General features: G+C 63.9%; 21 protein-coding genes and 3 pseudogenes. 12 read left to right on the plus strand and 12 right to left on the minus strand.

Annotation, left to right across the window (positions count from 1 at the left end):
* Positions 1–85: 85 nt before the first annotated feature.
* From WM94_RS25285 to aroC, 3 genes are all read right to left on the minus strand, one after another.
* Complete coding sequence (locus WM94_RS25285; protein ID WP_061552390.1) at positions 86–622, minus strand: oxidase; 537 nt, start codon at positions 620–622, stop codon at positions 86–88.
* Complete coding sequence (locus tag WM94_RS25290) at positions 622–1,776, minus strand: MFS transporter (RefSeq protein ID WP_061552391.1); 1,155 nt, start codon at positions 1,774–1,776, stop codon at positions 622–624. The genes WM94_RS25285 and WM94_RS25290 overlap by 1 nt, the downstream gene beginning before the upstream one ends.
* A 243-nt stretch (positions 1,777–2,019) precedes the next feature.
* Positions 2,020–3,111, minus strand: coding sequence for a chorismate synthase (gene aroC, locus WM94_RS25295; RefSeq protein WP_061552392.1), 1,092 nt, complete (start codon positions 3,109–3,111; stop codon positions 2,020–2,022).
* 235 nt (positions 3,112–3,346) lie between these two features.
* On the opposite strand from aroC, the gene WM94_RS25300 reads away from it, so the two are divergent.
* Positions 3,347–4,309 (plus strand): alpha/beta hydrolase, encoded by a 963-nt coding sequence (locus tag WM94_RS25300; protein ID WP_038409098.1) that lies wholly within the window; start codon positions 3,347–3,349, stop codon positions 4,307–4,309.
* A 101-nt stretch (positions 4,310–4,410) separates the two neighbouring features.
* Entirely contained in the window at positions 4,411–5,193 is a 783-nt protein-coding gene (locus tag WM94_RS25305; protein WP_013971507.1) for a hypothetical protein, read from the plus strand.
* A gap of 109 nt (positions 5,194–5,302) precedes the next feature.
* Here WM94_RS25305 and prmB read toward each other — a convergent pair whose 3' ends face one another.
* Positions 5,303–6,211: a 50S ribosomal protein L3 N(5)-glutamine methyltransferase gene (gene prmB / locus WM94_RS25310; RefSeq protein WP_015269350.1), complete on the minus strand. Its 909-nt coding sequence runs from the start codon at positions 6,209–6,211 to the stop codon at positions 5,303–5,305.
* Positions 6,212–6,391: 180 nt separating this feature from the next.
* Between prmB and WM94_RS25315 the strand changes: the two genes are divergently transcribed.
* The 5 genes from WM94_RS25315 (at position 6,392) to WM94_RS25335 (ending at position 9,106) form a co-directional block, all read left to right on the plus strand.
* Entirely contained in the window at positions 6,392–6,982 is a 591-nt protein-coding gene (locus WM94_RS25315) for a cysteine hydrolase family protein (protein WP_025338152.1), read from the plus strand.
* Positions 6,983–7,068: 86 nt separating this feature from the next.
* Positions 7,069–7,389, plus strand: a complete 321-nt coding sequence (locus WM94_RS25320; RefSeq protein WP_024086500.1) for a hypothetical protein — start codon at positions 7,069–7,071, stop codon at positions 7,387–7,389.
* A gap of 109 nt (positions 7,390–7,498) precedes the next feature.
* Positions 7,499–8,059 carry a Smr/MutS family protein gene (locus WM94_RS25325; protein WP_061552393.1) on the plus strand — a complete coding sequence of 187 codons (561 nt, stop codon included), beginning with the start codon at positions 7,499–7,501 and terminating at the stop codon, positions 8,057–8,059.
* 70 nt (positions 8,060–8,129) lie between these two features.
* The gene (folE, locus tag WM94_RS25330; RefSeq protein ID WP_013971502.1) at positions 8,130–8,675 is read left to right on the plus strand and encodes a GTP cyclohydrolase I FolE; all 546 of its coding nucleotides are present in this window, start codon (positions 8,130–8,132) and stop codon (positions 8,673–8,675) included.
* Positions 8,676–8,734: 59 nt separating this feature from the next.
* Positions 8,735–9,106 (plus strand): glutaredoxin, encoded by a 372-nt coding sequence (locus WM94_RS25335; protein ID WP_003260822.1) that lies wholly within the window; start codon positions 8,735–8,737, stop codon positions 9,104–9,106.
* A 131-nt stretch (positions 9,107–9,237) separates the two neighbouring features.
* On the opposite strand, the gene WM94_RS25340 is transcribed toward WM94_RS25335, so the two are convergent.
* A complete protein-coding gene (locus WM94_RS25340; protein ID WP_038409095.1) occupies positions 9,238–9,840 on the minus strand; it encodes a glutathione S-transferase family protein in 603 nt (200 codons plus the stop codon).
* 292 nt (positions 9,841–10,132) lie between these two features.
* On the opposite strand from WM94_RS25340, the gene WM94_RS25345 reads away from it, so the two are divergent.
* On the plus strand, positions 10,133–11,323 hold the full coding sequence (locus tag WM94_RS25345) for a benzoate/H(+) symporter BenE family transporter (protein WP_061552394.1): 1,191 nt from the start codon (positions 10,133–10,135) through the stop codon (positions 11,321–11,323).
* A gap of 143 nt (positions 11,324–11,466) precedes the next feature.
* On the opposite strand, the gene WM94_RS31245 is transcribed toward WM94_RS25345, so the two are convergent.
* The 4 genes and pseudogenes from WM94_RS31245 to WM94_RS25365 all read right to left on the minus strand — a co-directional run bounded on the left by WM94_RS31245 (position 11,467) and on the right by WM94_RS25365 (position 15,095).
* Positions 11,467–12,348 (minus strand): methyl-accepting chemotaxis protein, encoded by an 882-nt coding sequence (locus WM94_RS31245; RefSeq protein ID WP_371264047.1) that lies wholly within the window; start codon positions 12,346–12,348, stop codon positions 11,467–11,469.
* Positions 12,328–13,407, minus strand: a pseudogene (locus tag WM94_RS31250) (HAMP domain-containing protein); the annotation flags it as partial. The pseudogene WM94_RS31250 and the gene WM94_RS31245, both read right to left, overlap by 21 nt.
* Positions 13,408–13,722: 315 nt before the next feature.
* Positions 13,723–14,166, minus strand: a pseudogene (locus WM94_RS29820) (aminotransferase class I/II-fold pyridoxal phosphate-dependent enzyme); the annotation flags it as partial.
* 167 nt (positions 14,167–14,333) lie between these two features.
* Positions 14,334–15,095, minus strand: coding sequence for an SDR family oxidoreductase (locus tag WM94_RS25365; protein WP_039614939.1), 762 nt, complete (start codon positions 15,093–15,095; stop codon positions 14,334–14,336).
* Between the two features lie 175 nt (positions 15,096–15,270).
* On the opposite strand from WM94_RS25365, the gene WM94_RS25370 reads away from it, so the two are divergent.
* The gene (locus WM94_RS25370; RefSeq protein WP_061552397.1) at positions 15,271–16,272 is read left to right on the plus strand and encodes an NADP-dependent oxidoreductase; all 1,002 of its coding nucleotides are present in this window, start codon (positions 15,271–15,273) and stop codon (positions 16,270–16,272) included.
* Between the two features lie 653 nt (positions 16,273–16,925).
* A complete protein-coding gene (locus WM94_RS25375; RefSeq protein ID WP_061552398.1) occupies positions 16,926–17,201 on the plus strand; it encodes a DUF3077 domain-containing protein in 276 nt (91 codons plus the stop codon).
* Positions 17,202–17,399: 198 nt separating this feature from the next.
* On the opposite strand, the gene pyrF is transcribed toward WM94_RS25375, so the two are convergent.
* The gene (pyrF, locus tag WM94_RS25380) at positions 17,400–18,101 is read right to left on the minus strand and encodes an orotidine-5'-phosphate decarboxylase (RefSeq protein WP_015269338.1); all 702 of its coding nucleotides are present in this window, start codon (positions 18,099–18,101) and stop codon (positions 17,400–17,402) included.
* 181 nt (positions 18,102–18,282) lie between these two features.
* On the opposite strand from pyrF, the gene WM94_RS29825 reads away from it, so the two are divergent.
* Positions 18,283–18,450 carry a DUF2897 family protein gene (locus WM94_RS29825; RefSeq protein ID WP_010952850.1) on the plus strand — a complete coding sequence of 56 codons (168 nt, stop codon included), beginning with the start codon at positions 18,283–18,285 and terminating at the stop codon, positions 18,448–18,450.
* Positions 18,451–18,729: 279 nt separating this feature from the next.
* Here WM94_RS29825 and WM94_RS25385 read toward each other — a convergent pair whose 3' ends face one another.
* Positions 18,730–19,065, minus strand: coding sequence for a ComEA family DNA-binding protein (locus WM94_RS25385; protein ID WP_039614938.1), 336 nt, complete (start codon positions 19,063–19,065; stop codon positions 18,730–18,732).
* 538 nt (positions 19,066–19,603) lie between these two features.
* On the opposite strand from WM94_RS25385, the gene wecB reads away from it, so the two are divergent.
* Positions 19,604–20,764, plus strand: a complete 1,161-nt coding sequence (gene wecB, locus WM94_RS25390; RefSeq protein WP_061552399.1) for a non-hydrolyzing UDP-N-acetylglucosamine 2-epimerase — start codon at positions 19,604–19,606, stop codon at positions 20,762–20,764.
* A gap of 56 nt (positions 20,765–20,820) precedes the next feature.
* On the opposite strand, the pseudogene WM94_RS30940 reads toward wecB, so the two are convergent.
* A pseudogene (locus tag WM94_RS30940) lies at positions 20,821–21,140 on the minus strand (transposase); the annotation flags it as partial.
* Between the last annotated feature and the right edge of the window lie 135 nt (positions 21,141–21,275).

Consider the following 21,275-nt stretch of genomic DNA (forward strand, 5'->3'; position numbering starts at 1 on the left):
TGCTCCTACAGGGCCCGCGCTGGCCTCAAGCTTCGCGTTTTACTTGTAGGAGCAGCCTTGTGCTGCGAAAAGGCCGGCAAAGCCATCACAACTCATCAATGCCCAGAAACGCCCGCGCAGCCACATCCCCGGTAAACCTCGGCTGCATCCCTTCCTCGCTGCCGTACAACCGCAATGCCAGGCAAAACGGTGTATCGCCCAGCTCGACCCAGCGCCGAGTCCCCGCCGGCAGCACCAGCTGGTCGCCCTTCTCGCACAGCACCGAATACACCCAATCCCCCGCACGCAGGCCAACCTGAGCCCGCCCGCTGACCACGGCAAACACCTCGTCGGCGTCATGCACATGCTCATCGCGAACGTCCACCTGCGCTGGGGCCTCACCCTCACGGTTGAGTACCACGAAAGCCTTGCTGCCATGCGCCGTCATCAGCTGGTCAAGGTGCTCGCGACAGGCCTCCAGTACCTCCTCCTGGACGGTGCCAGGGCGCACACGCAGGCCATGCTCGGCATGGGCAAAGCGCACGCCCTGCTCGGCCAGGGTGGCAACGATATCGTCGTGGTGGGTCAACACCTTGTTCGGCAGTTCCGGGCTGGAGGGGTGGAAAACGCTGAGAATGCTCATCAGGGGCGGGTCCTGGTCGGTTGCGAACAAAGGGCAATGATAACGGCTGCAGCCAAGGCTGCGGCACTGGCCATACCAAAGGTGAAGGTGGGCCCCAGCAGTTTCCAGCTGTAGCCCGAATACAATGCCCCCAGCGCACCGCCAGTGCCCGACAGCGCCGCATACAGCGCCTGGCCCTGGCCCTGCTGGCGGGCGCCGAAGCTGGCCTGCACGAAAGCGATGCTGGCGGCATGGAAGCAGCCGAAGGTGGCCGCGTGCAACACCTGGGCAAACACCAGCACCGCCGGCTCGCCGGCCAGGTTGCCCAGCAACAGCCAGCGCAGCGCCGCCAGCACGAAGCTGGCCAGCAGCACCCGCTGCACCGAAAACCGCGCGAAGATACGGCTCATGGCCATGAACACCAGTACTTCGGCCACCACCCCGAGTGCCCACAGCAGACCGATGGCACCCCGGGCATAGCCCAAGTGCTCCAGGTGCAGGGTGAGGAAGGTGTAGTACGGCCCATGGCTGAGCTGCATCAGTGCCACGCAGGCGTAGAACGCGACCACCCCCGGCGCCCGCAGTTGCTGGAGGAAGCCGCCCGCGCCACTGCGCTCGCCCTGCTCCACCGGCTGGGCATTGGGCACCCACAGGCTGGCGGCGACGATGCCGGCCATGATCGTGACCAGCGCCACCGGGTAGATGTCCAGGCTCAGCCACTCGAACAGCCGGCCCAGGCCGACCACGGTGAGGATGAAGCCGATCGAGCCCCACAGGCGCACCTGGCTGTAGCGCGCGGTTTGCCCATGCAGGTGGGCCAGGGTGATGACCTCGAACTGCGGCAGCACCGCATGCCAGAAAAATGCGTGCAGGGCCATGACCAGCGCCAGCCAGCCGTAGCTTTTGCCAAGGAAGATCAGGGCGAAGGTGGCCAGGGTCGACAATGCGCCCAGGCGCACGATCAGCAGGCGCTGGCCGGTGCGATCACCCAGCCACCCCCACAGGTTGGGGGCGATGCAGCGCATGAGCATGGGGATGGCCACCAGCTCGCCGATGCGTGCCGGAGAGAAGCCCAGGTGGTCGAAGTACAGCGCCAGGAACGGGGCGGTGGAGCCGAGCAGGGCGAAGTAGAACAGGTAGAAGCTGGACAGGCGCCAGTAGGGGATTGGTTGCATGGGTGACCTTGTGGGGACCTGTGCCGGCCTCTTCGCGGGTAAACCCGCTCCCACAGGTACCTCACTGCCCTCAGGCCCAGTGATATTCCTGTGGGAGGGGATTGGTTGCATGGGGTGGCCTTGTGGGGACCTGTGCCGGCCTCTTCGCGGGTGAACCCGCTCCCACAGGTACCCCACTGCCCTCAGGCCCAGTGATATTCCTGTGGGAGCGGGTTTACCCGCGAAGAGGCCGGTACTGGTGAATCAGAGCTGGCCCAGCACCGGGGTATTCACCTTCACATCGGCATTCTGCGCGCGGTGGCGCAGCAGGTGGTCCATCAGCACGATGGCCATCATCGCCTCGGCGATCGGCGTGGCGCGGATGCCCACGCACGGGTCGTGGCGGCCTTTGGTGATGACGTCCACCGGGTTGCCGTCGATGTCGATGGAGCGGCCCGGGGTGGTGATGCTGGAGGTCGGCTTCAGCGCCAGGTGGGCAACGATCGGCTGGCCCGAGGAAATACCGCCGAGGATGCCGCCAGCGTTGTTGCTGAGGAAGCCTTCCGGGGTCAGTTCGTCACGGTGCTCGGTGCCGCGCTGGGCCACGCTGGCGAAGCCGGCGCCGATCTCCACGCCCTTGACCGCGTTGATACTCATCAGCGCGTGGGCCAGTTCGGCATCGAGGCGGTCGAAGATAGGCTCGCCCAGGCCCGGCATCACGCCTTCGGCGACCACGGTAATCTTGGCACCCACCGAGTCCTGGTCACGGCGCAGCTGGTCCATGTAGGCCTCCAGCTCCGGCACTTTGCTCGGGTCAGGGCTGAAGAAGGCGTTCTGCTCCACCGACTCCCAGGTCTTGAACGGGATTTCGATCGGGCCCAGCTGGCTCATGTAGCCGCGCACGGTGATGCCTTGGGTGGCCAGGTATTTCTTGGCGATGGCACCGGCGGCCACGCGCATGGCGGTTTCGCGCGCCGAGCTGCGGCCACCGCCGCGGTAGTCGCGAACGCCGTACTTGTGGTGGTAGGTGTAGTCGGCGTGGGCCGGGCGGAACAGGTCCTTGATCGCCGAGTAGTCCTTGGACTTCTGGTCGGTGTTGCGGATCAGCAGGCCGATCGAGCAGCCGGTGGTGCGGCCTTCGAACACGCCGGAGAGGATTTCCACCTCGTCGGCTTCCTGGCGCTGGGTGGTGTGCCGGCTGGTGCCGGGCTTGCGCCGGTCAAGGTCGTGCTGCAGGTCGGCGAGGGAAATCTCCAGGCCCGGTGGGCATCCATCGACAATGGCGACCAACGCCGGGCCATGGCTCTCGCCAGCGGTGGTGACAGTGAACAGCTTGCCGTAGGTATTGCCGGACATGGACGCTCCGCGAGATCTGCCTGAAGTGAACGAAAGCGGCAGTATACAGATGGATTGATCGCCTGTGCTGGCCTCTTCGCGGGTAAACCCGCTCCCACAGGGTAGTCACAAGATGCGAAAATTGTGCTGTACCTGTGGGAGCGGGTTTACCCGCGAAGAGCCAGTAAAGGCAACCTCCCCTTCGAACCTTCCCGCAAACACTGGGTCAAACCCTCATCTCCCCATGTAGTACCGCATGATGTCGCGCCTCGTCGCCCTCTTCTTCTTGCTGTGCACCGGCCTGGCCCAGGCCGCCGCCCCCACCGTGCTGCAACGCCCGATCGACCTCGATACCGGCCAGGGCGTGCTGCACGGCAGCCTGCTGCTGCCGCAACAGCCAACCCCGCCACCGGTGGTGCTGATCATCGCCGGCTCCGGCCCCACCGACCGAGACGGCAACAACCCGGCGTCAGGCCGGGTCGACAACCTCAAGCGCCTGGCCCTGCTGCTGGCCAACGAACACATCGCCAGCGTGCGCTACGACAAACGCGGGGTGGCCGCCAGCCAGCCGGCCACGCCCGACGAGCGTGACCTGAGCGTGGAGCGCTATGTAGCCGACGTGGTCGCCTGGAGCCGCAAGCTCAAGGCCGACCCGCGCTTCGGCCCGTTGATCCTGATCGGCCACAGCGAAGGCGCGCTGATCGCCAGCCTGGCCGCCGAGCAGGCCGGCGCCAGCGCGGTGATTACACTGGCTGGCAGCGGCCGACCGCTGGCCGACGTGCTGCGCGAACAGCTGGCCCAGCGCCTGCCGCCGGCACAACTGGCCGGTGGCAGCGCCCTGCTCGACCGCCTGCAGGCCGGGCAGACCAGCCTGGAGGTACCGGCGCCGCTGCGTCAGGTGTTCCGCCCTAGCGTGCAGCCCTACCTGATTTCGCTGTTCCAGCAAAACCCGGCGGCGGCCTTCGCCCGCCTGCCCATGCCCGCGCTGATCGTGCAGGGGCGCAACGACGTGCAGGTGGGCGTGATCGACGCCGAACGACTGAAGGCGGCCAAGCCGGATGCCCAACTGGTGCTGATCGATGGCATGAACCACATGCTGCGCATCAGCCCCAAGGCAATGAGCCAACAGCGCGACAGCTACCTCAACCCTGAACTGCCGCTGGCAAGGGAGCTTGGCGAGCAGATTGTGACGTTTATCCAGCATTTGCCTTCTGCCTGACCCTCAGGTCTTGGCCGGTACGGCCGATATTTCAGTATTAGCGGAACTTTGGGGCTGCTGCGCAGCCCCTGCCGCATGCCCGTACCCAAGGACAAGCCCTGATGACAACCGCCCCCGCCGCCGTAGAGCCAGCCGAAGAGCCCGAGGAAAGCCCTGCCCTGCCCTGGGCCGAGCTGGCCGCCGAACATTTCCAGCTGTTGCGCCTGGCCGCCCTGCCCACCGACCGCAACACCGGCGCGCGGCCCCTGCGCTTCGTGCAGTTCGGCTATGCCGAACGCCACGACAAGGCCCACAGCCTGCTGCGCATGGAAATCCAGCTGCCCGGGCAAAAGGTGCACAAGGAACAGAACCGCCTGGACATTCGCGTCGACCACTCCGCGCGCCTGGTGCGCATTGGCAATGAACATGGCCTGCAACTGGAGCCGCTGAACCGTGGCATCGGCCGCTTCCTGCTGGCCCAGGCCGCGCAATGGCTGCAGCGCAAGTGGTCGCACTACCGGATCGAGGGCATGGCGCTGCCGAGCAAGGATGCGCTGAACGAAGACTCACGCCTGCGTCGTGACCACTGCCTGCGCGGGATGGGTATCGAGGTGGAGTACGAGGACAGCCAGCATCTGAAGGGCCGTACCGTGGAAATGACGGTGGGCGAGCTCAAGGGGGCATGGAACAGCGAGCGCTTGCAGCGAGTGGGGATACTGGATGCTGCCGGCCTGCTGCAGCAGGCTGACCAGCAGTTGCAGGAGAAGGAAGGGCAACTGCGTGAGCGAGATGAACGGGTTGCCAAGTACCAGCGTGAAGACAGCGGGTTGCGCTTTACCATTACCTGCCTGGTGGCGTTTGCGGTGTTCCAGGCGGGGTTGCTGATCTGGATTGCCACGCGCTGAGACCGCGTCGCCTAATTCGCGGGTAAACCCGCTCCCACAGGGTCCGCGTCGCACCTGAGGGCAACGCTATACCTGTGGGAGCGGGTTTACCCGCGAAGAGGCCCTGGAATCAGACCCGGGCCTTGAACAGTTCCTGATGCTGCCGGCACTGCTCGGCGGTCAGCATGAACACCCCGTGCCCACCGCGCTCGAACTCCAGCCAGGCAAAGTCCACCTCGGGGTACAGCGCCTCGACATGCACCTGGCTGTTGCCCACCTCGACAATCAGCAAGCCCTTGTCGGTGAGGTGGTCCGCCGCCTCGGCCAGCATGCGCCGCACCAGGTCCAGGCCATCGTTGCCACAGGCCAGGCCCAACTCGGGCTCGTGGTGGTACTCGGCCGGCATGTCGTCGAAATCTTCGGCATCGACATACGGCGGGTTGGACAGGATCAGGTCGAAACGTTGCCCTGGCAAACCGCCAAAACCGTCGCCCTGCACGGTGTACACGCGCCCGTCCAGGCCGTGGCGTTCGATGTTCTGGTTGGCCACTTCGAGCGCTTCGAACGACAGGTCGGCCAGCACTACCTCGGCCTCGGGGAACACGTCGGCGGCAACGATGCCGATGCAGCCAGAACCGGTGCACAGGTCGAGAATGCGCGCCGGCTCGCTCGCCAGCCACGGCTCGAAGCGTTTCTCGATCAGCTCGCCAATCGGCGAACGCGGCACCAGCACGCGCTCGTCGACGATGAACGACATGCCGCAGAACCAGGCCTCGCCCAACAGGTAGGCGGCCGGCACGCGTTCTTCGATACGGCGCTTGAGCAGGTGCTGCAGGCGTACCCGCTCGTCGTCCTCGAGCATGCAGTCCAGATAGCTGTCGGCCACCTCCCACGGCAGGTGCACCGCCCCCAGTACCAGCAGGCGGGCCTCGTCCCAGGCATTGTCGGCACCGTGGCCGAAGAACAGGTCGTGCTCGTGGAAGCGGCTGACCGCCCAGCGGATGTAGTCGCGCAGCGTGCGCAGGCGGGATGTGATCACGGGGTACTCCTAATTCAGACCGGACAAAAGTCTAACAGCCCTACCCGCACATTTGTTCCTTTGCCTTACCCAATGGCTAGCCACAAGCCAGTAACCATGCCGCTTGCGTTGTCAACCATTCCCATTGGCGCCAAGGCAGGGGAGAATAGGTATACAAAAGCCCTATCCAAGGAGCCCTTGATGTCCGTTCCAACCACGATGTTTCGCCTCACTGGCCGCGACTACCCGCCGGCCAAGCTGAGCCACGCCAGCCTGATCATCATCGATGCGCAAAAGGAGTACCTCAGCGGGCCCCTGGCGCTGTCGGGCATGGACGAGGCCGTGGCCAACATCGCCAGGTTGCTCGACGCCGCGCGCAAGAGCGGCCGTCCGATCATCCACGTTCGCCACCTGGGCACTGTCGGTGGCCGCTTCGACCCACAAGGGCCGGCCGGCCAGTTCATTCCGGGGCTGGAGCCGCTGGAAGGCGAAATCGTCATCGAAAAACGCATGCCCAATGCATTCAAGAACACCCAGCTGCATGAGACCCTGCAGGCGCTGGGGCACCTGGACCTGATCGTCTGCGGCTTCATGAGCCACTCCAGCGTCAGCACCACGGTACGCCGCGCCAAGGACTATGGTTACCGCTGCACCCTGGTGGAAGACGCTTCGGCGACCCGCGACCTGGCATTCAAGGATGGGGTGATCCCGGCCGCGCAGATCCACCAGTGCGAAATGGCCGTGATGGCCGACAACTTCGCTTGCGTGGCCCCCACCGCCAGCCTGATCTGATCGGCTGGGTACGACCGCCCGGCAGCCGGGCGGAACCCGATGGGCGGCTCCAGGTCGAATTCCGGATATCCACAGAGGAGAGCGGAATGAAGCTCAAAGGCAGTTTCGACGCCAAGCGCCTGCGCCCGCGCGAACCGCGTAACTGGGGCGCCCGCCTGGCGGCCGGCCTGTCGGCCATGCTGGCGACCCTTGGCGTGCTGCTGGCGATGGCCGGGGTCGCCGGCCTGCTGGGCAACTACCCTGCCCTGGCGGAGCTCAATGCCAACAAACCGCTGGCCGGCATCCTCACCGTGGCCGGCTTGCTGCTGCTGTGGCTGGGCGTGCGCTTCTGGCGGCGCAGCCGCATTCGCCTGCGCCGCGGGCGGGAACTGAACCTGTCGCCGCACCTGATGAAAAAACACGATTGAGGCACTGCTGACGCGGTCCCTGTGGGAGCGGGTTTACCCGCGAAAGGGCCGGCACAGGCTGCACAAGGCCCCACAGTCGCGTAAACTACGCCGTCCACGTGGAGGCATCATGCAAGACGACGATTTTTCCCTGTTCAAGGCCGAAGTGCGCGGTGTCAGACCGATCACGCACGACCGCGCCGAAGTCGGCAAGCCCAAGGCCGACCGCCAGAAGCTGGCCGGCCTGCGCCAGGCGGCGACCGTGCGCAGTGACAAGGCGCTGGTGATCGACGGCATGTCCGACCAGTTCGTCATCGACGTTGGCGCCGAAGACGAGCTGCTGTGGCGCCGCGACGGCGTGCAGGAAGGCCAGCTGCGCAAGCTGAAGCTGGGGCAGATCCCGTTCGAGGGCAGCCTCGACCTGCATGGCATGACCGTGGAAAAGGCCCGCGAAACCCTGTGGGACTTCATCGCCGAAGCCACCAGACTGGAAGTGCGCTGCGTGCGGGTTACCCACGGCAAGGCCGCGCGCCTGGACGGCAAGCGCCCGATGATCAAGAGCCACGTCAACACCTGGCTGCGCCAGCACCCGCAGGTACTCGGTTTTGCCTCGTGCAACGCCCGCCACGGCGGCACCGGCGCGGTGTATGTGATGCTCAAGCGAACCATGCTCGAAGGCCGCGACGAGTAACGCCGCGCTTGCAGCGCCGCCCTCACCGCCGTACCCTTCGTTTTTGCGATTTTTTCCCACAGGTAGATCCATGTCCCTGGAACAGAACTACACCGAGATCCTCAGCCAGATTGGCGAGGACGTCTCCCGTGAGGGCCTGCTCGACACGCCCAAGCGGGCTGCAAAGGCGATGAAGTACCTTTGCCGCGGTTATGAGCAAACACTGGAAGAAGTCACCAACAACGCGCTGTTCAGCTCTGACAACAGCGAAATGGTGCTGGTCCGGGACATCGAGCTGTATTCGATGTGCGAACACCACATGCTGCCGTTCATCGGCAAGGCGCACGTGGCCTACCTGCCCAAGGGCAAGGTACTGGGCCTGTCGAAGGTGGCGCGCATCGTCGACATGTACGCTCGCCGCCTGCAGATCCAGGAAAACCTCAGCCGCCAGGTTGCCGAGGCCGTGCAGCAGGTAACCGGTGCCGCCGGCGTTGCCGTGGTCATCGAAGCCAAGCACATGTGCATGATGATGCGCGGTGTCGAGAAGCAGAACTCGACCATGATCACCTCGGTGATGCTGGGTGAGTTCCGCGAAAACGCCGCCACCCGCAGCGAGTTCCTCAGCCTGATCAAGTGATTGGCTGCTGACCCCGAGCCGACCCTGCCGGGTCGGCTTTTTCATTTCAGGAGTTGCCCATGATCGTCAAAGCCCTGCGGGTTGGCCTCGGCCAGCTCATCGTGTTCGGCGACTGGATCAGCCGCCCGGCCAAGCGCAAGCGCGACGCCGCCGCCCAGGCCCGCGTCGAGCAAGCGGCCCAGGGCCTGGCGCTGTACCAGTTCCACGCCTGCCCGTTCTGCGTCAAGACCCGCCGCACCCTGCACCGTTTGAACGTGCCGGTAGCGCTGCGCGATGCCAAGAACGACCCGGTGCACCGCCAGGCCCTGCAGGAAGGTGGCGGCCGGGTGAAAGTGCCGTGCCTGCGTATTGAAGAAGCGGGCAAGGTGACCTGGATGTATGAGTCCAAGGCCATCATTGCCTACCTGGATGAGCGGTTCGCGTCGGCCTGACCGTTTGCAGGTGGCCTGTACTGGCCCTTTCGCGGGTAAACCCGCTCCCACAGGTACTCCGCTGCCCTCAGGCCCTGTGATTTCCCTGTGGGAGCGGGTTTACCCGCGAAGAGGCCGGCACAAGCTATAAACTAACCCACCATCGGCACATGCCGCGGGTGGCTGCTGACCCGCTCCAGCCAGGCCCTCACTGCGGGGTAGTCGGCCAGGTCGAACCCGCCCTGCTGCGCCACATGGGTGTAGGCATACAACGCCACATCGGCAATCGAATACTGCTCGCCGACCAGGTACGGCGTCATCTGCAGCTGCCGCTCCATCACCTTCAGTGCCTTGTAACCGCCCTTGTGCAGCTTGCGGTACTCCTCCAGTCGCTCGTCCGGCAACCCCAGGTAGAACTGGATGAAACGCGCCACGGCAATGTACGGCTCATGGCTGTACTGCTCGAAGAACTGCCACTGCAACACCTGGGTGCGCAGGCGTGGCTCGGTGGGCAGGAACTCGCTGCCGTCGGCCAGGTAGTTGAGAATGGCATTGGACTCCCACAAGTAGCTGCCGTCCTCCAGCTCCAGCACCGGTACCTTGCCGTTGGGGTTCATCGCCAGGAACTCGGGCGTTTCGGTCTCGCCCTTGAGGATGTCCACCGGGTGCCATTCATATGGCCGGCCCAGCAGGCTCAACATCAGCTTGACCTTGTAACAGTTGCCCGACTGGTAGTCGCCATAGACCTTGTACATCGCCCCTCTCCCCCTCTATGCCAAAGATCTCGCCTGGCCCTGTAGGAGCAGCCTTGTGCTGCGAAGAGGCCGTTACAGGCGCAGCACCTGGATGGGCTGAAACGGCCTCTTCGCAGCACAAGGCTGCTCCTACAAAAGCGGGCACCATTCTTGTGGCTGCCTGTGCAGTTCTGCATTTTCACCCAATAGTTGGCGACTGTACGGCTAAAAGCAATGGCCGCTGTATGGCAAGGATCAACCTTGCTCGCTGTAGTCTGAAAAAACTGCTTACACCTTTACAAGGATTTTGTTCATGACCGACGCCACTTCCATACGCCTGCGGCCCCTGGCAGACAGCTCCCCGTCGGCGGTGGTCGCCGGCTTCATCGCCATGCTCACCGGCTATACCAGCTCGCTGGTGCTGATGTTCCAGGCCGGCCAGGCAGCCGGGCTGACCACCGCGCAGATTTCCTCATGGATCTGGGCGTTGTCGATCGGCATGGCGGTGTGCAGCATCGGCCTGTCGCTGCGTTACCGCACACCGATCACCGTGGCCTGGTCCACCCCCGGCGCCGCCCTGCTGATCACCAGCCTGGGCGGGGTCAGCTATGGCGAAGCGATCGGCGCCTACATCACCTGTGCCGTGCTGGTGCTGATCTGTGGCCTGACCGGCAGCTTCGAGCGCCTGGTCAAGCGCATCCCGGCCTCGCTGGCCTCGGCGCTGCTGGCGGGTATCCTGTTCAAGATCGGCAGCGAAATCTTCGTTGCCGCCCAGCATCGCACCCTGCTGGTACTGGGCATGTTCTTCAGCTACCTGCTGGTCAAACGCCTGTCGCCGCGTTACTGCGTGCTGGCCGCGCTATTGGTGGGTACGGCGCTGTCCGGCGCCCTGGGCCTGCTGGACTTCAGCGGCTTCCGGCTGGAGATGGCCACGCCGGTGTGGACCAGGCCAAGCTTCTCGCTGGCGGCGACCATCAGCATTGGCATTCCGCTGTTCGTGGTGGCGATGACCTCGCAGAACATGCCGGGTGTGGCCGTGCTGCGCGCCGACGGCTACCAGGTGCCGGCCTCGCCGCTGATCTCGGCCACCGGCTTTGCCTCGCTGCTGCTGGCGCCGTTTGGTTCGCATGGGGTCAACCTGGCGGCGATCAGCGCGGCAATCTGCACCGGGCCGCATGCCCATGAAGACCCGGGCAAGCGCTATACCGCGGCGGTGTGGTGCGGGATTTTCTATGGCATTGCCGGGGTGTTCGGCGCGACCTTGGCGGCGCTGTTTGCGGCGCTGCCGAAAGAGCTGGTGCTATCGATTGCGGCGCTGGCGCTGTTCGGCTCGATCATGAACGGGCTGACCGTGGCAATGAGCGAAGCGCGCGAACGGGAGGCGGCGGTGATTACCTTCATGGTGACCGCTTCGGGGCTGACCTTGTTCTCGATCGGCTCGGCGTTCTGGGGGATTGTGGCGGGGGTACTGGCCTTGATGATCCTCAACCCGCGCAGGGCCTGAAGGTATTTGTTGCCTGTACTGGCCTCTTCGCGGGTAAACCCGCTCCCACAGGGATCACACAATATTCAGCATTGTGGTATTCCTGTGGGAGCGGGTTTACCCGCGAAGGGGCCGGTACAGGCAACACAAGCCCCAGGTCCAGATCACAACCTGAAATGCCCCACCATCCCCTTCAGGTCGGTACCCAGCTGCGCCAGCTCGATACTCGACCGGGCATTATCCTGCATCGCCAACGCCGCCTGATCGGCACTACCACGGATCTGCGTGACGCTGCGGCTGATCTCTTCCGCCACCGAGCTCTGCTGCTCGGCCGCCGCGGCAATCTGCTGGTTCATCTGCTGAATCAATGACACCGCCGCCGCAATGCTGCCCAGCGCGCTTTCGGTCTGCAGCGCATCAGCCACCGCCAAACGCACCAGCTCGGTACTGCCGCGAATCTGCGCCACCGACTGCTGGGCATTGCCCCGCAGGCTGGCGACCAAGGTCTCGATCTGCTCGGTAGACTGCCGGGTACGCCGCGCCAGCGCACGCACCTCGTCAGCGACCACGGCAAAGCCACGCCCCTGCTCACCCGCGCGGGCGGCTTCGATAGCAGCATTCAGCGCCAGCAGGTTGGTCTGTTCGGCCACACTCTTGATCACTTCCAGCACGTCGCCAATGGTGTGGATCTCGGCACTGAGGCTGTCGATACCGGCGCTGGCCGTCTCCGCCGCCGACGCCAGTTGCTCGATGCGCTGCATGCTCTGGCGCACCACCTGCTGCCCGGAATCAACCTTCTCATCCGCAGCCTGGGCCGCCTGCGCCGCCTCCTCGGCATTACGCGCCACATCGTGCACGGTGGCGGTCATCTGCTGCATGGCGGTGGCCACCTGCTCGGTCTCTTCCTTCTGGCTGCCCACCTCGCGGTTGGTCTGTTCGGTCACCGCCGACAGCGCCTGCGCATTGCCGGCCAGTTGCTCGATGCCCTGCTGCAAACCGCTGACAATGCCCGACAGGCCAGCCGCCATCTGCTGCATGGCCTGCATCAGCTGCCCTACTTCGTCACGGCGTGGTGCCTGGGCGTCGAAGCTCAGCTCGCCGGCAGCGATGCGCTGGGCGCGGGCAATCACATGCTTGAGCGGGCCTACCACGGCGCGGGTGATCAGCCAGGCTGCCAGCACACCTACCAGCAGCGCCAATGCGGTAGCCAGGCCGATGGCCACGGCATTGCGTTGCAGTTCGCCCTGCAGGGCCTGCTCCTGCCCCAGGTAAGCCTGGTCGACCCGGTTGGTGACTTGCTCGGCACTGGCCTGCAACTGCGCCTTCAAGCCCTGCTCGCGGGCCAGTTGGTCCGTGTATTCGTTAAGCTTTTCCGAGAAGCTGCCAATGTGCCCCGCCACTTCACCCAACACACTCTGGTAGCCGGCATCGCTGACAGCGCCCTGCAACTGGCTGACCAGGCTGGCGGCTTCGACGGTCTGGGCAATGCGCTCCTGGCTGACGCCCTCTTCGCCCTTGCGGCTTTTTTCCAGGCGTACCCGCGCTTCGTCCATGGCCTGCAGCATCAGCCGCGACACCTGCGCCACCTGCGTGGCCTGCTCGAGGAACGCGCCGCCCTGCTGGCCCTGGGACTGCTTAAGGGTATACACGCCGTCATCGGCCAGGCCGGCCTGCAGTACGTCGAGGTTATTGGCCACGCTGGACACCGACCAACTGGCCATGTCCAGCGCCAGCTCCTTGGCCTGCACCGCCTCGACAAAGGCCTCGAACGCCTGGCCATAGGCTGCCAGGTCGGTTTCCGCCGCCGCCAGCGCCGGCAGGCCACGGGCGCGTTCGACCAGGCCCTGCAAGCCGCTGCGCAAGGCCTCGGCCTGCTGCAGGTCGGAGCGCAGGGCAAATGCCTGCTCGTGCTGGCGCAAGCGCAGCAGGTCAGTATTGAACTGGGCCAGCTGGCGCAAGCTGTCGAAGCGCTGGCCAACGCTGTGCAACGCGGCAATGCCAATGCCGGCCACCGCCAGGGTCAGCACCAGCACCAGGGCAAAGCCCAGGCCGAGTTTGCGTGCCATGCCCAGGTTCGCCAGCACACCGTGCTTGCTCGTGCCCATGCCGATTCCCCTTCTGCGTGCGAGGTTATCCCGAAGGCCAAGGGTGGCAACGTTGCCAGCCGATGAACAAGGGCCTGACGTCAGAATAGTGTCAAATAGCTATGAGCGTGTCGCTATCAGCTTGGCAGAGGTCGCCCTGCGTGCTGAAGGAAGGCCTGGGCGCGGGAGTCCTGCCCGTAAGCGACATTGATGCGCAGCCAGGCGCTGGCCGCGCCCTGGTAATCGAAGGCGCTGCCGGGGGTGAGCAGCACGTCGTGTTCCAGTGCAAGGCGCTCCAGGCTGGCAAAGTCGCGGCCTGGCACCCGGGCCCAGACGGTTGTAGTAGCCGGGGTTTTCCACAAGGACCGTGTCGCCCGGACGCAGCAGGGTGCGCACCAGCAGGTCCAGGCCGTGGCTGGCGCCGTGGGTGGTGAGGATACGTTCGAGGCCGGCGGCGATGCCCAGCTGCGCCAGGCGCTTGTGCAGCTGTTGGCGCAGGCTGGCCAGGCCCAGGGGTGGGCAATAGTCGAACAGGTCCTGCGGGTTGCCACGGCTTACCTGGCGCACTGCCTGGGCCAGCTCGGTGGCCGTGCGCCAACTACGACGCACTGACCGCCTGGCTGCGGGCCAAGGCCCGAATCGACGGCAGGCGCGCGCCGGGCGCAGGCGTTGCTGGTCGATCCAGGTTTGCAGGTGGTCGGTGAGTTGCTGCACCAGCGGGGTGGGGCTGGTGCGGTCGAGGGGCAAGTGTTCGCTGGTTTTGAGCGAACAGTTAAGCATAAAGGGTTGGCGGTGTTTCTGGTGATGGGGGTGGGCTGGCATCAGAGTGGGCAGGCCCGACCCTTTCGCGGGTGAACCCGCTCCCACAGAGATCGCACCCAACCCGAGAGCGGTGCAGTACCTGTGGGAGCGGGTTTACCCGCGAAGAAGGCCACATCGATATCGGCTCAGATCGCCGTAGCCCCACCATCCACTGCCAGGCAATGCCCTGTGGTAAACGCCGCGCCATCACTGCACAGGTACAGCACGGCACTGGCAATTTCCTCGACCTTGCCAATGCGCCCCACCGGATGCATGGCAGCGGCAAACTCGGCCTTGCGTGGGTCGGCCTCATAGGCGCGGCGGAACATGTCGGTGTCGATCACCGCCGGGCACACCGCATTCACCCGGATGCCCTTCTTGGCGTATTCGATGGCCGCCGACTTGGTCAGGCCGATCACCGCGTGCTTGGAGGCGCTGTAGATGCTCATCTTCGGCGCCGCGCCCAAGCCCGCCACCGAAGCGGTATTGACGATGGCCCCACCGCCCTGGGCCAACAGCAACGGCAGCTGGTACTTCATGCACAGCCACACACCCTTCACGTTGACGCCCATGATGGCATCGAACTCCGCCTCGCTGCCCTCGGCCAGGCGGCCCTGCTCTATCTCGATACCTGCATTGTTGTAGGCATAGTCCAGCCGCCCATAGGCGGCGATCAGGCGCTCGTGCAGTTGGCGCACCTCGGCGTCACGAGTAACGTCGCAGGCAATGAACAGCGCCTCCCCGCCCGCAGCGTGGATCAGGGCCACAGTGGCCTCGCCACCGGCCGGGTCGAGGTCGGCCACCACCACCTTCAGGCCCTCCTGGGCGAAAGCCAGGGCGGTTGCCCGGCCGATGCCGGCGGCGCCGCCGGTGACCAGGGCTACCTGGCCGGAAAAGGTCATGCTCATCGCGTGCTCCAAAGCGTGCTTGGTGGGGTTCAGAGCATAGTCAGCCACCACCCGCCCGGGCAGCATCATCACCCCACCGGTTGGGTTACCATGCTTGTCAGTGATGTTAAGGACCTGCCTACATCAACAGGGTAGATTTGACGCCTCCCCCTTCCATTGCCCACAAGGACCCGCCATGACCAACACCAACCGCCGCTTCCTGCTCGCCAAACGCCCGGTCGGCGCCGTGCGCCGTGACGACTTCAGCTTCGAGACCGTGCCCGCCGAACAACCCGGCGAAGGCCAGGTGCTGGTGCGCAACCTGTACCTGTCGCTGGACCCGGCCATGCGCGGCTGGATGAACGAAGGCAAGTCCTACATCCCGCCCGTGGCCCTGGGCCAGGTGATGCGCGCGCTGGGTGTTGGCGAAGTGATTGCCTCCAACCACCCCGCCTACAAGCCGGGCGACCATGTAAGCGGCGCCCTTGGCGTGCAGGACTACTTCACTGGCGAACCCCAGGGCCTGCATAAGATCGACCCCAACCTGGCGCCCCTGCCCCGCTATCTGTCGGCGCTGGGCATGACCGGCATGACCGCCTACTTCGCCCTGCTGGACGTCGGCCAGCCCAAGGCCGGTGACACCGTGGTCATTTCCGGCGCGGCTGGCGCGGTGGGCAGCATTGTCGGGCAAATTGCCAAGATCAAAGGCTGCCGCGTGGTCGGCATTGCCGGCGGCGCCGAGAAGTGCCAGTACCTGAAGGACGAACTGGGCTTTGATGGGGTGATCGACTACAAGGCCGAAGACGTGCTGGCCGGCCTGAAGCGCGAATGCCCCAAAGGCGTGGACGTGTACTTCGACAACGTCGGCGGCGACATCCTCGACGCCGTGCTGACCCGCATCAATTTCAAGGCACGCATCGTGATTTGCGGCGCGATCAGCCAGTACAACAACAAGGAAGCGGTGAAAGGCCCGGCCAACTACCTGTCACTGCTGGTGAACCGCGCGCGCATGGAAGGCTTCGTGGTGATGGATTACGCCAAGGATTACGGCAAGGCCGCGCTGGAGATTGCCGGGTGGCTGGCCAGCGGGCAGGTGAAGAGCAAGGAGGATGTGGTGGAAGGACTGGAGACCTTCCCCGAGACCTTGCTGAAGCTGTTCAGTGGGGAAAACTTTGGCAAGTTGGTGCTGAAGGTTTGAGATTGAGGTAGCCAACACTGGCCCCCCACAGGTACAGCGCCACCGTTGAGCCCGACGCTGTACCTGTGGGAGATTACCCAGCCCTTTTGGGCTGCGCTGTCGCGCAGAGAACAAATATCGCTCGTCTGACGCGGCCTTTGTAGGAGCAGCCTTGTGCTGCGAAGAGGCCGGTACAAGCAACAGACAGGCTTTGTCAGTACCGACCTCTTCGCAGCACAAGGCTGCTCCTACAGAACCTCGCCGAACTAATGAGTCATGTGTTGTTCTATGAGAGCTGGCTTGCCGGCGATTGGGCCGCACAGCGGCCCCGGCGATAACTGCAGCACCGCGTTCGCAGCGCGTCAGACTTTCCTGAACCTTGCCCCCACCGCTTCAGCTTGAAGCAGCAAGCGAACTATCCTACGCAGCGGTCGGAAGCAGCTGAATTGTCGGGGAAATCCCTCAGGGATAACTTCACCGGGTCGCCATGTTGGTGACCGGGTGTGAGAACCTGTTGCGAGTTAGCTGGCTTGCCTGTCATGGCGGTCGTACGCGGGCAGACCTCGGTCTGGCCGAGCTTTGAAGCTCCCTCGGTTTCTCACCCCGCGTACGACTGCCGCCCAGGTCCGTGAGAAAGATCCGCGTGGCAGTTCCACTTGTCAGGAGCTACTACCATGAAAAAGCACACCCCCTCCCCCATCCTAACCGCAGGCCTGGAAACCTTCCTCGAAGCTGGCAACCCCACCCTCGACCTGCTCCGCGTACAACCCGGCATACCGATCGATGATGCCTACGAGCACGTGTCAGTGCTGCTGGGCTACATCAAGCACCTTGTGCGCGAAGGCGACATGGAAGATGACCACAAGCTGCTGGGCTCAGCCGATTACCTGCTGGCCATGGCCAAGGCCCTGATGAACGACATCGAACTGGCCAAGAACAAACTGCACTGACAGGCTTTGTGGGAACAACCCAAAATACAAAAGCTGACTCGCCCGCTCCCACAGGTCCAGCTCTGCCTGTGAGGCTGCGCTCTTCTGTGGGAGCCGGCTTGCCGGCGATCACCGCCAAAGGCGGTGCATGCACCAAGCCAAACAAAAAAGGCCAGCACTCTCGTGCCGGCCTTTCTTCACAACGCGGGCTACTTCTACTTACCCACGAATCTCCGCCACAACCGCAGCCAACGCCTGCGCCGGGTCGGCAGCCTGGCTGATCGGCCGGCCGATCACCAGGTAATCCGAACCCGCATCCAGTGCCTGGCGCGGGGTGAGGATACGGCGCTGGTCATCCTGCGCGCTGCCCGCCGGGCGAATGCCCGGGGTCACCAGTTGCAGCGACGGGTGCGCAGCCTTCAGCGCCGGGGCTTCCAGAGCCGAGCACACCAAACCGTCCATGCCAGCCTTCTCGGCCAGCGCCGCCAGGCGCAGCACCTGCTCTTGCGGGTCGACATCCAGGCCGATACCGGCCAGGTCTTCACGCTCCATGCTGGTCAGCACGGTCACGCCAATCAGCAACGGCTGCGGGCCGCTGCGCTTGGCCAGCTCTTCGCGGCAGGCCGCCATCATGCGCAGGCCACCGGAGCAATGCACGTTCACCATCCACACACCCATCTCGGCCGCAGCCCTCACCGCCATGGCGGTGGTGTTGGGGATGTCGTGGAACTTGAGGTCCAGGAACACTTCGAAGCCCTTGTCGCACAGGGTTTCGACAATGCCCGAAGCACTGCTGGTGAACAGCTCCTTGCCAACCTTCACCCGGCACAGCGCAGGGTCAAGCTGGTCAGCCAGCTTCAGGGCGGCCTCACGGGTAGGGAAATCCAGGGCGACGATCAGGGGCGTCTGGCAGGCGGACATGGGCAGGGTCTCTTGGCAAGTCGAAAACGGCGCGCATTGTAAACGAAGTGGCGCAGGCTTTGGGGCCCGCGGGTCACGGAATTGGCCCGACAGTGGCTGGCTCCTATAATTGAACCAACGGAACGGGCAATTGCTCAAGATTTGTACAAGCGCTGCCCATCACCAGCAAAGGAGAACGACAATGCCCTGGTATGCCTGGCTGATACTCATCATAGCCCTCGGCTCGATCGTCGGCGGGCTGATGCTGCTGCGCGACACCGCAAAAAAACTGCCACTGACCGAAGAACAGCTGCGCAAGGTACATGAGCGCAATGCCGAAGCGGATGCCAAGGATGCGCAGGACCGCTAGCACCCCCGCTGGTCGCTGGCACGATCTGACCGCTGATACGGTCCATGTACCGTCGCAAGGCCGCTTTCATAGAATTGCACATAACTCATTGAATCAGCAGGGTCCCTGTGGGAGCGGCTTTAGCCGCGAATACCGGCGCAGCCGGTGCCATGCACCGCGTTTGGTTGTTCGCGGCTAAAGCCGCTCCCACAGGGTACGCGGACCGCTTTTGGATTCAGTGCTCTGAATTGAATCTTCATCAAAGGCAGGGCCAGGACACAAACCCCAGCCCCCTCCCCCTTATTCCACCATCACCTTGTCCCGGTTACGCTCCAGCAACGCATTACCAATCCCCTTGATCTCCAGCAGCTCATCCACCGAAGCAAACGGCCCATTGGCCTCCCGGTAGGCCACTATGGCCTCAGCCTTAGCCTTCCCTATCCCGTTCAGCTCCTTCTGCAAAGTAAGCGCATCAGCCGTGTTCAGGTCCAGCCGCTGCGGCTGCAGGGCCTGCTGCTGGGTTACCACCGGCACCGGCTCGGCCACCGCCGTGGTACTGGCCGGGGCGGCGCTAAGGGAAAAGGACAGGCTGGCGAACAGCGGCAGCAGCAAGTACGACAGAACGTTGTTACGCATGGTGAACACTCCTGGGTTGGTCATTTTCCAGCAGCCGGTTTCCTTCAGCTGCGCAATCAACCCTAGCGGCAAACCCGACATCGAAACAGCTACCATCATCGGCGAATGGTTACCAAATCGATCAATCACTCAGCCAAACTCGCCAACCCAAAAAACAATCGCCTTTTCCCTCCACCACCCCAGCCCGAGAGCATTGGCGCCATGCATCACGGCCTGTAGCCGAATACCCGTTTGTCCGATGCCGCATTCACAGCAAAACCTGCCCACATTCCTACAACCTCCGGTGAACAAGGCCTGAGCAGGAACAACCGCACTCTCCAGCGGGCCATCCCCGCCTACGCCAACTGGCATCACATGAACCAACTGCTAGATTTTTTGAGCAATGGACAGCCGTTTGCTTGAAGGACCAAAGCTGCATGCCCTCACCCACCCGCCGCTTGCCCTCGCTCTCGGCCCGTCCACAAGGCCAGTCTCCGCGCGCCTGCCTGGCCCCTTTTGGCCCACCCGTACCAGCCCGTCCAGCAAGAGGATCACCGCCGTGCCCCTCAAGACCCTCACCGTATTTGGCACCCGTCCAGAAGCCATCAAGATGGCCCCCCTTGCCCTGCAACTCGCCCAGGACGCCCGCTTCGAGTCGCGCGTGTGCGTAACCGGCCAACACCGGCAAATGCTCGACCAGGTACTGGAACTGTTCGGTATCACCCCCGATTACGACTTGAACATCATGAAACCCGGCCAGGACCTGACCGGCGTGACCACCGGGATTTTGCAGGGTATCCAGCCGGTACTGGCCGAATTCAAGCCCGATGTGGTGCTGGTGCATGGCGACACCGCGACCACTTTTGCTACCAGCCTGGCAGCCTACTACCAACAAATACCCATAGCCCATGTAGAAGCCGGCCTGCGCACCAATAACCTGTATTCACCCTGGCCAGAGGAAGGCAACCGGCGCCTTACCGGCACCCTGGCTGCCCTGCACTTCGCCCCCACCGCCACCTCGCGTGACAACCTGCTAAGGGAAGGCATCGACCCGGCGAGCATCTTCACCACCGGCAACACTGTGATCGACGCCCTGCTGGAAGTGGTGCACAAACTGGAGAGCCCGGCGCTGAGGGCACAGTTCGAGCGCCAGTTCGATTACCTGGCTGCCAACCGCCGCATGGTTTTGGTAACAGGCCATCGTCGCGAGAACTTTGGCGGTGGCTTCGAACGCATCTGCCAGGCTTTGGTACAGACGGCGCGCCAGTTCCCCGAGGTGGATGTGCTGTACCCGGTGCACCTCAACCCCAACGTGCGCGAACCGGTCAACCGGCTGCTGGCGGATGTGGGGAATATCTACCTGATCGAACCGCTGGATTACCTGCCGTTCGTTTACCTGATGAGCCGTGCGTATGTAATTTTGACCGACTCGGGGGGCATTCAGGAGGAAGCGCCGGCGCTGGGTAAGCCGGTGCTGGTGATGCGCGATACCACGGAGCGGCCGGAGGCAGTGGCGGCAGGGACGGTGAAGCTGGTCGGTACGGAGGTTGGGTCTATTGTCGGGGAGCTGGCAAGGTTGCTGACGGATGAGGGAGCGTATCGGGAGATGAGCGTGGCGCATAATCCGTATGGGGATGGGAAGGCGTGTGGGCGGATAGTGCAGGCGCTTGTTGATTTTGCCGTTGCACTGGATGATGAGAAGGCGCCCAATGCGACGTAAGTCATCTAGATAGCCCAGCTACCGCCTGATGGGGATCAGGCTAGAATGCCATATCTCTGGCTACTGCCCCTCACGGCCTCGAGCAGACTGTAAATTTGAGCGCAGGTAGTAGTGCCCTTAGGGATGTGACTGAACAGTCAGTTCTCCCTGCCGATGACGAACGGGCGAATGGCACCTTCCGCAGCATTGTCGTCGATCGGCAAGCAGCAGTGATCGACGTAGCGTTCCAAGCTGCTCCAGTCACTGACCAGAGAGCAGATGGCTTTACCCAACTCGTTCTGGTTAGCGACTTGTGGTTGCGTTTTTTTGCTACCAGCTTTTAGCTGAGCCAACAGCGCATGCCACGCTCCAGTCGCCCAATCTTGGAATCTTCATCGCCCTATCTGAATCGCCCCTGGTTTCGTAGACACCTCCAAGCCTCATAATGAGGCCCAAATAGGAGGTGCCATGAGTCGTCAGCGTTACCCCGAAGAATTCAAGATCGAAGCGGTCAAGCAAGTGACCGAGAAAG

Origin of the sequence: Pseudomonas sp. ABFPK (assembly GCF_001586765.1) — a bacterium.
GTDB lineage: Bacteria > Pseudomonadota > Gammaproteobacteria > Pseudomonadales > Pseudomonadaceae > Aquipseudomonas > Aquipseudomonas asiatica.

What these genes read in the sequence shown, in the direction of transcription:
- WM94_RS25375 (WP_061552398.1), top strand. Translation starts at nt 16,926, where the DNA reads ATGAAAAAGCACACCCCCTCCCCCATCCTAACCGCAGGCCTGGAAACC.
- WM94_RS25365 (WP_039614939.1), bottom strand. Translation starts at nt 15,095, where the DNA reads ATGAGCATGACCTTTTCCGGCCAGGTAGCCCTGGTCACCGGCGGCGCC.
- WM94_RS25345 (WP_061552394.1), top strand. Translation starts at nt 10,133, where the DNA reads ATGACCGACGCCACTTCCATACGCCTGCGGCCCCTGGCAGACAGCTCC.
- WM94_RS25305 (WP_013971507.1), top strand. Translation starts at nt 4,411, where the DNA reads ATGACAACCGCCCCCGCCGCCGTAGAGCCAGCCGAAGAGCCCGAGGAA.
- WM94_RS25325 (WP_061552393.1), top strand. Translation starts at nt 7,499, where the DNA reads ATGCAAGACGACGATTTTTCCCTGTTCAAGGCCGAAGTGCGCGGTGTC.
- WM94_RS25315 (WP_025338152.1), top strand. Translation starts at nt 6,392, where the DNA reads ATGTCCGTTCCAACCACGATGTTTCGCCTCACTGGCCGCGACTACCCG.
- WM94_RS25300 (WP_038409098.1), top strand. Translation starts at nt 3,347, where the DNA reads ATGATGTCGCGCCTCGTCGCCCTCTTCTTCTTGCTGTGCACCGGCCTG.
- pyrF (WP_015269338.1), bottom strand. Translation starts at nt 18,101, where the DNA reads ATGTCCGCCTGCCAGACGCCCCTGATCGTCGCCCTGGATTTCCCTACC.
- WM94_RS25370 (WP_061552397.1), top strand. Translation starts at nt 15,271, where the DNA reads ATGACCAACACCAACCGCCGCTTCCTGCTCGCCAAACGCCCGGTCGGC.
- WM94_RS25385 (WP_039614938.1), bottom strand. Translation starts at nt 19,065, where the DNA reads ATGCGTAACAACGTTCTGTCGTACTTGCTGCTGCCGCTGTTCGCCAGC.
- WM94_RS25320 (WP_024086500.1), top strand. Translation starts at nt 7,069, where the DNA reads ATGAAGCTCAAAGGCAGTTTCGACGCCAAGCGCCTGCGCCCGCGCGAA.
- WM94_RS25335 (WP_003260822.1), top strand. Translation starts at nt 8,735, where the DNA reads ATGATCGTCAAAGCCCTGCGGGTTGGCCTCGGCCAGCTCATCGTGTTC.
- WM94_RS25285 (WP_061552390.1), bottom strand. Translation starts at nt 622, where the DNA reads ATGAGCATTCTCAGCGTTTTCCACCCCTCCAGCCCGGAACTGCCGAAC.
- WM94_RS25290 (WP_061552391.1), bottom strand. Translation starts at nt 1,776, where the DNA reads ATGCAACCAATCCCCTACTGGCGCCTGTCCAGCTTCTACCTGTTCTAC.
- WM94_RS31245 (WP_371264047.1), bottom strand. Translation starts at nt 12,348, where the DNA reads ATGCAGGCCATGCAGCAGATGGCGGCTGGCCTGTCGGGCATTGTCAGC.
- folE (WP_013971502.1), top strand. Translation starts at nt 8,130, where the DNA reads ATGTCCCTGGAACAGAACTACACCGAGATCCTCAGCCAGATTGGCGAG.
- WM94_RS29825 (WP_010952850.1), top strand. Translation starts at nt 18,283, where the DNA reads ATGCCCTGGTATGCCTGGCTGATACTCATCATAGCCCTCGGCTCGATC.
- WM94_RS25340 (WP_038409095.1), bottom strand. Translation starts at nt 9,840, where the DNA reads ATGTACAAGGTCTATGGCGACTACCAGTCGGGCAACTGTTACAAGGTC.
- aroC (WP_061552392.1), bottom strand. Translation starts at nt 3,111, where the DNA reads ATGTCCGGCAATACCTACGGCAAGCTGTTCACTGTCACCACCGCTGGC.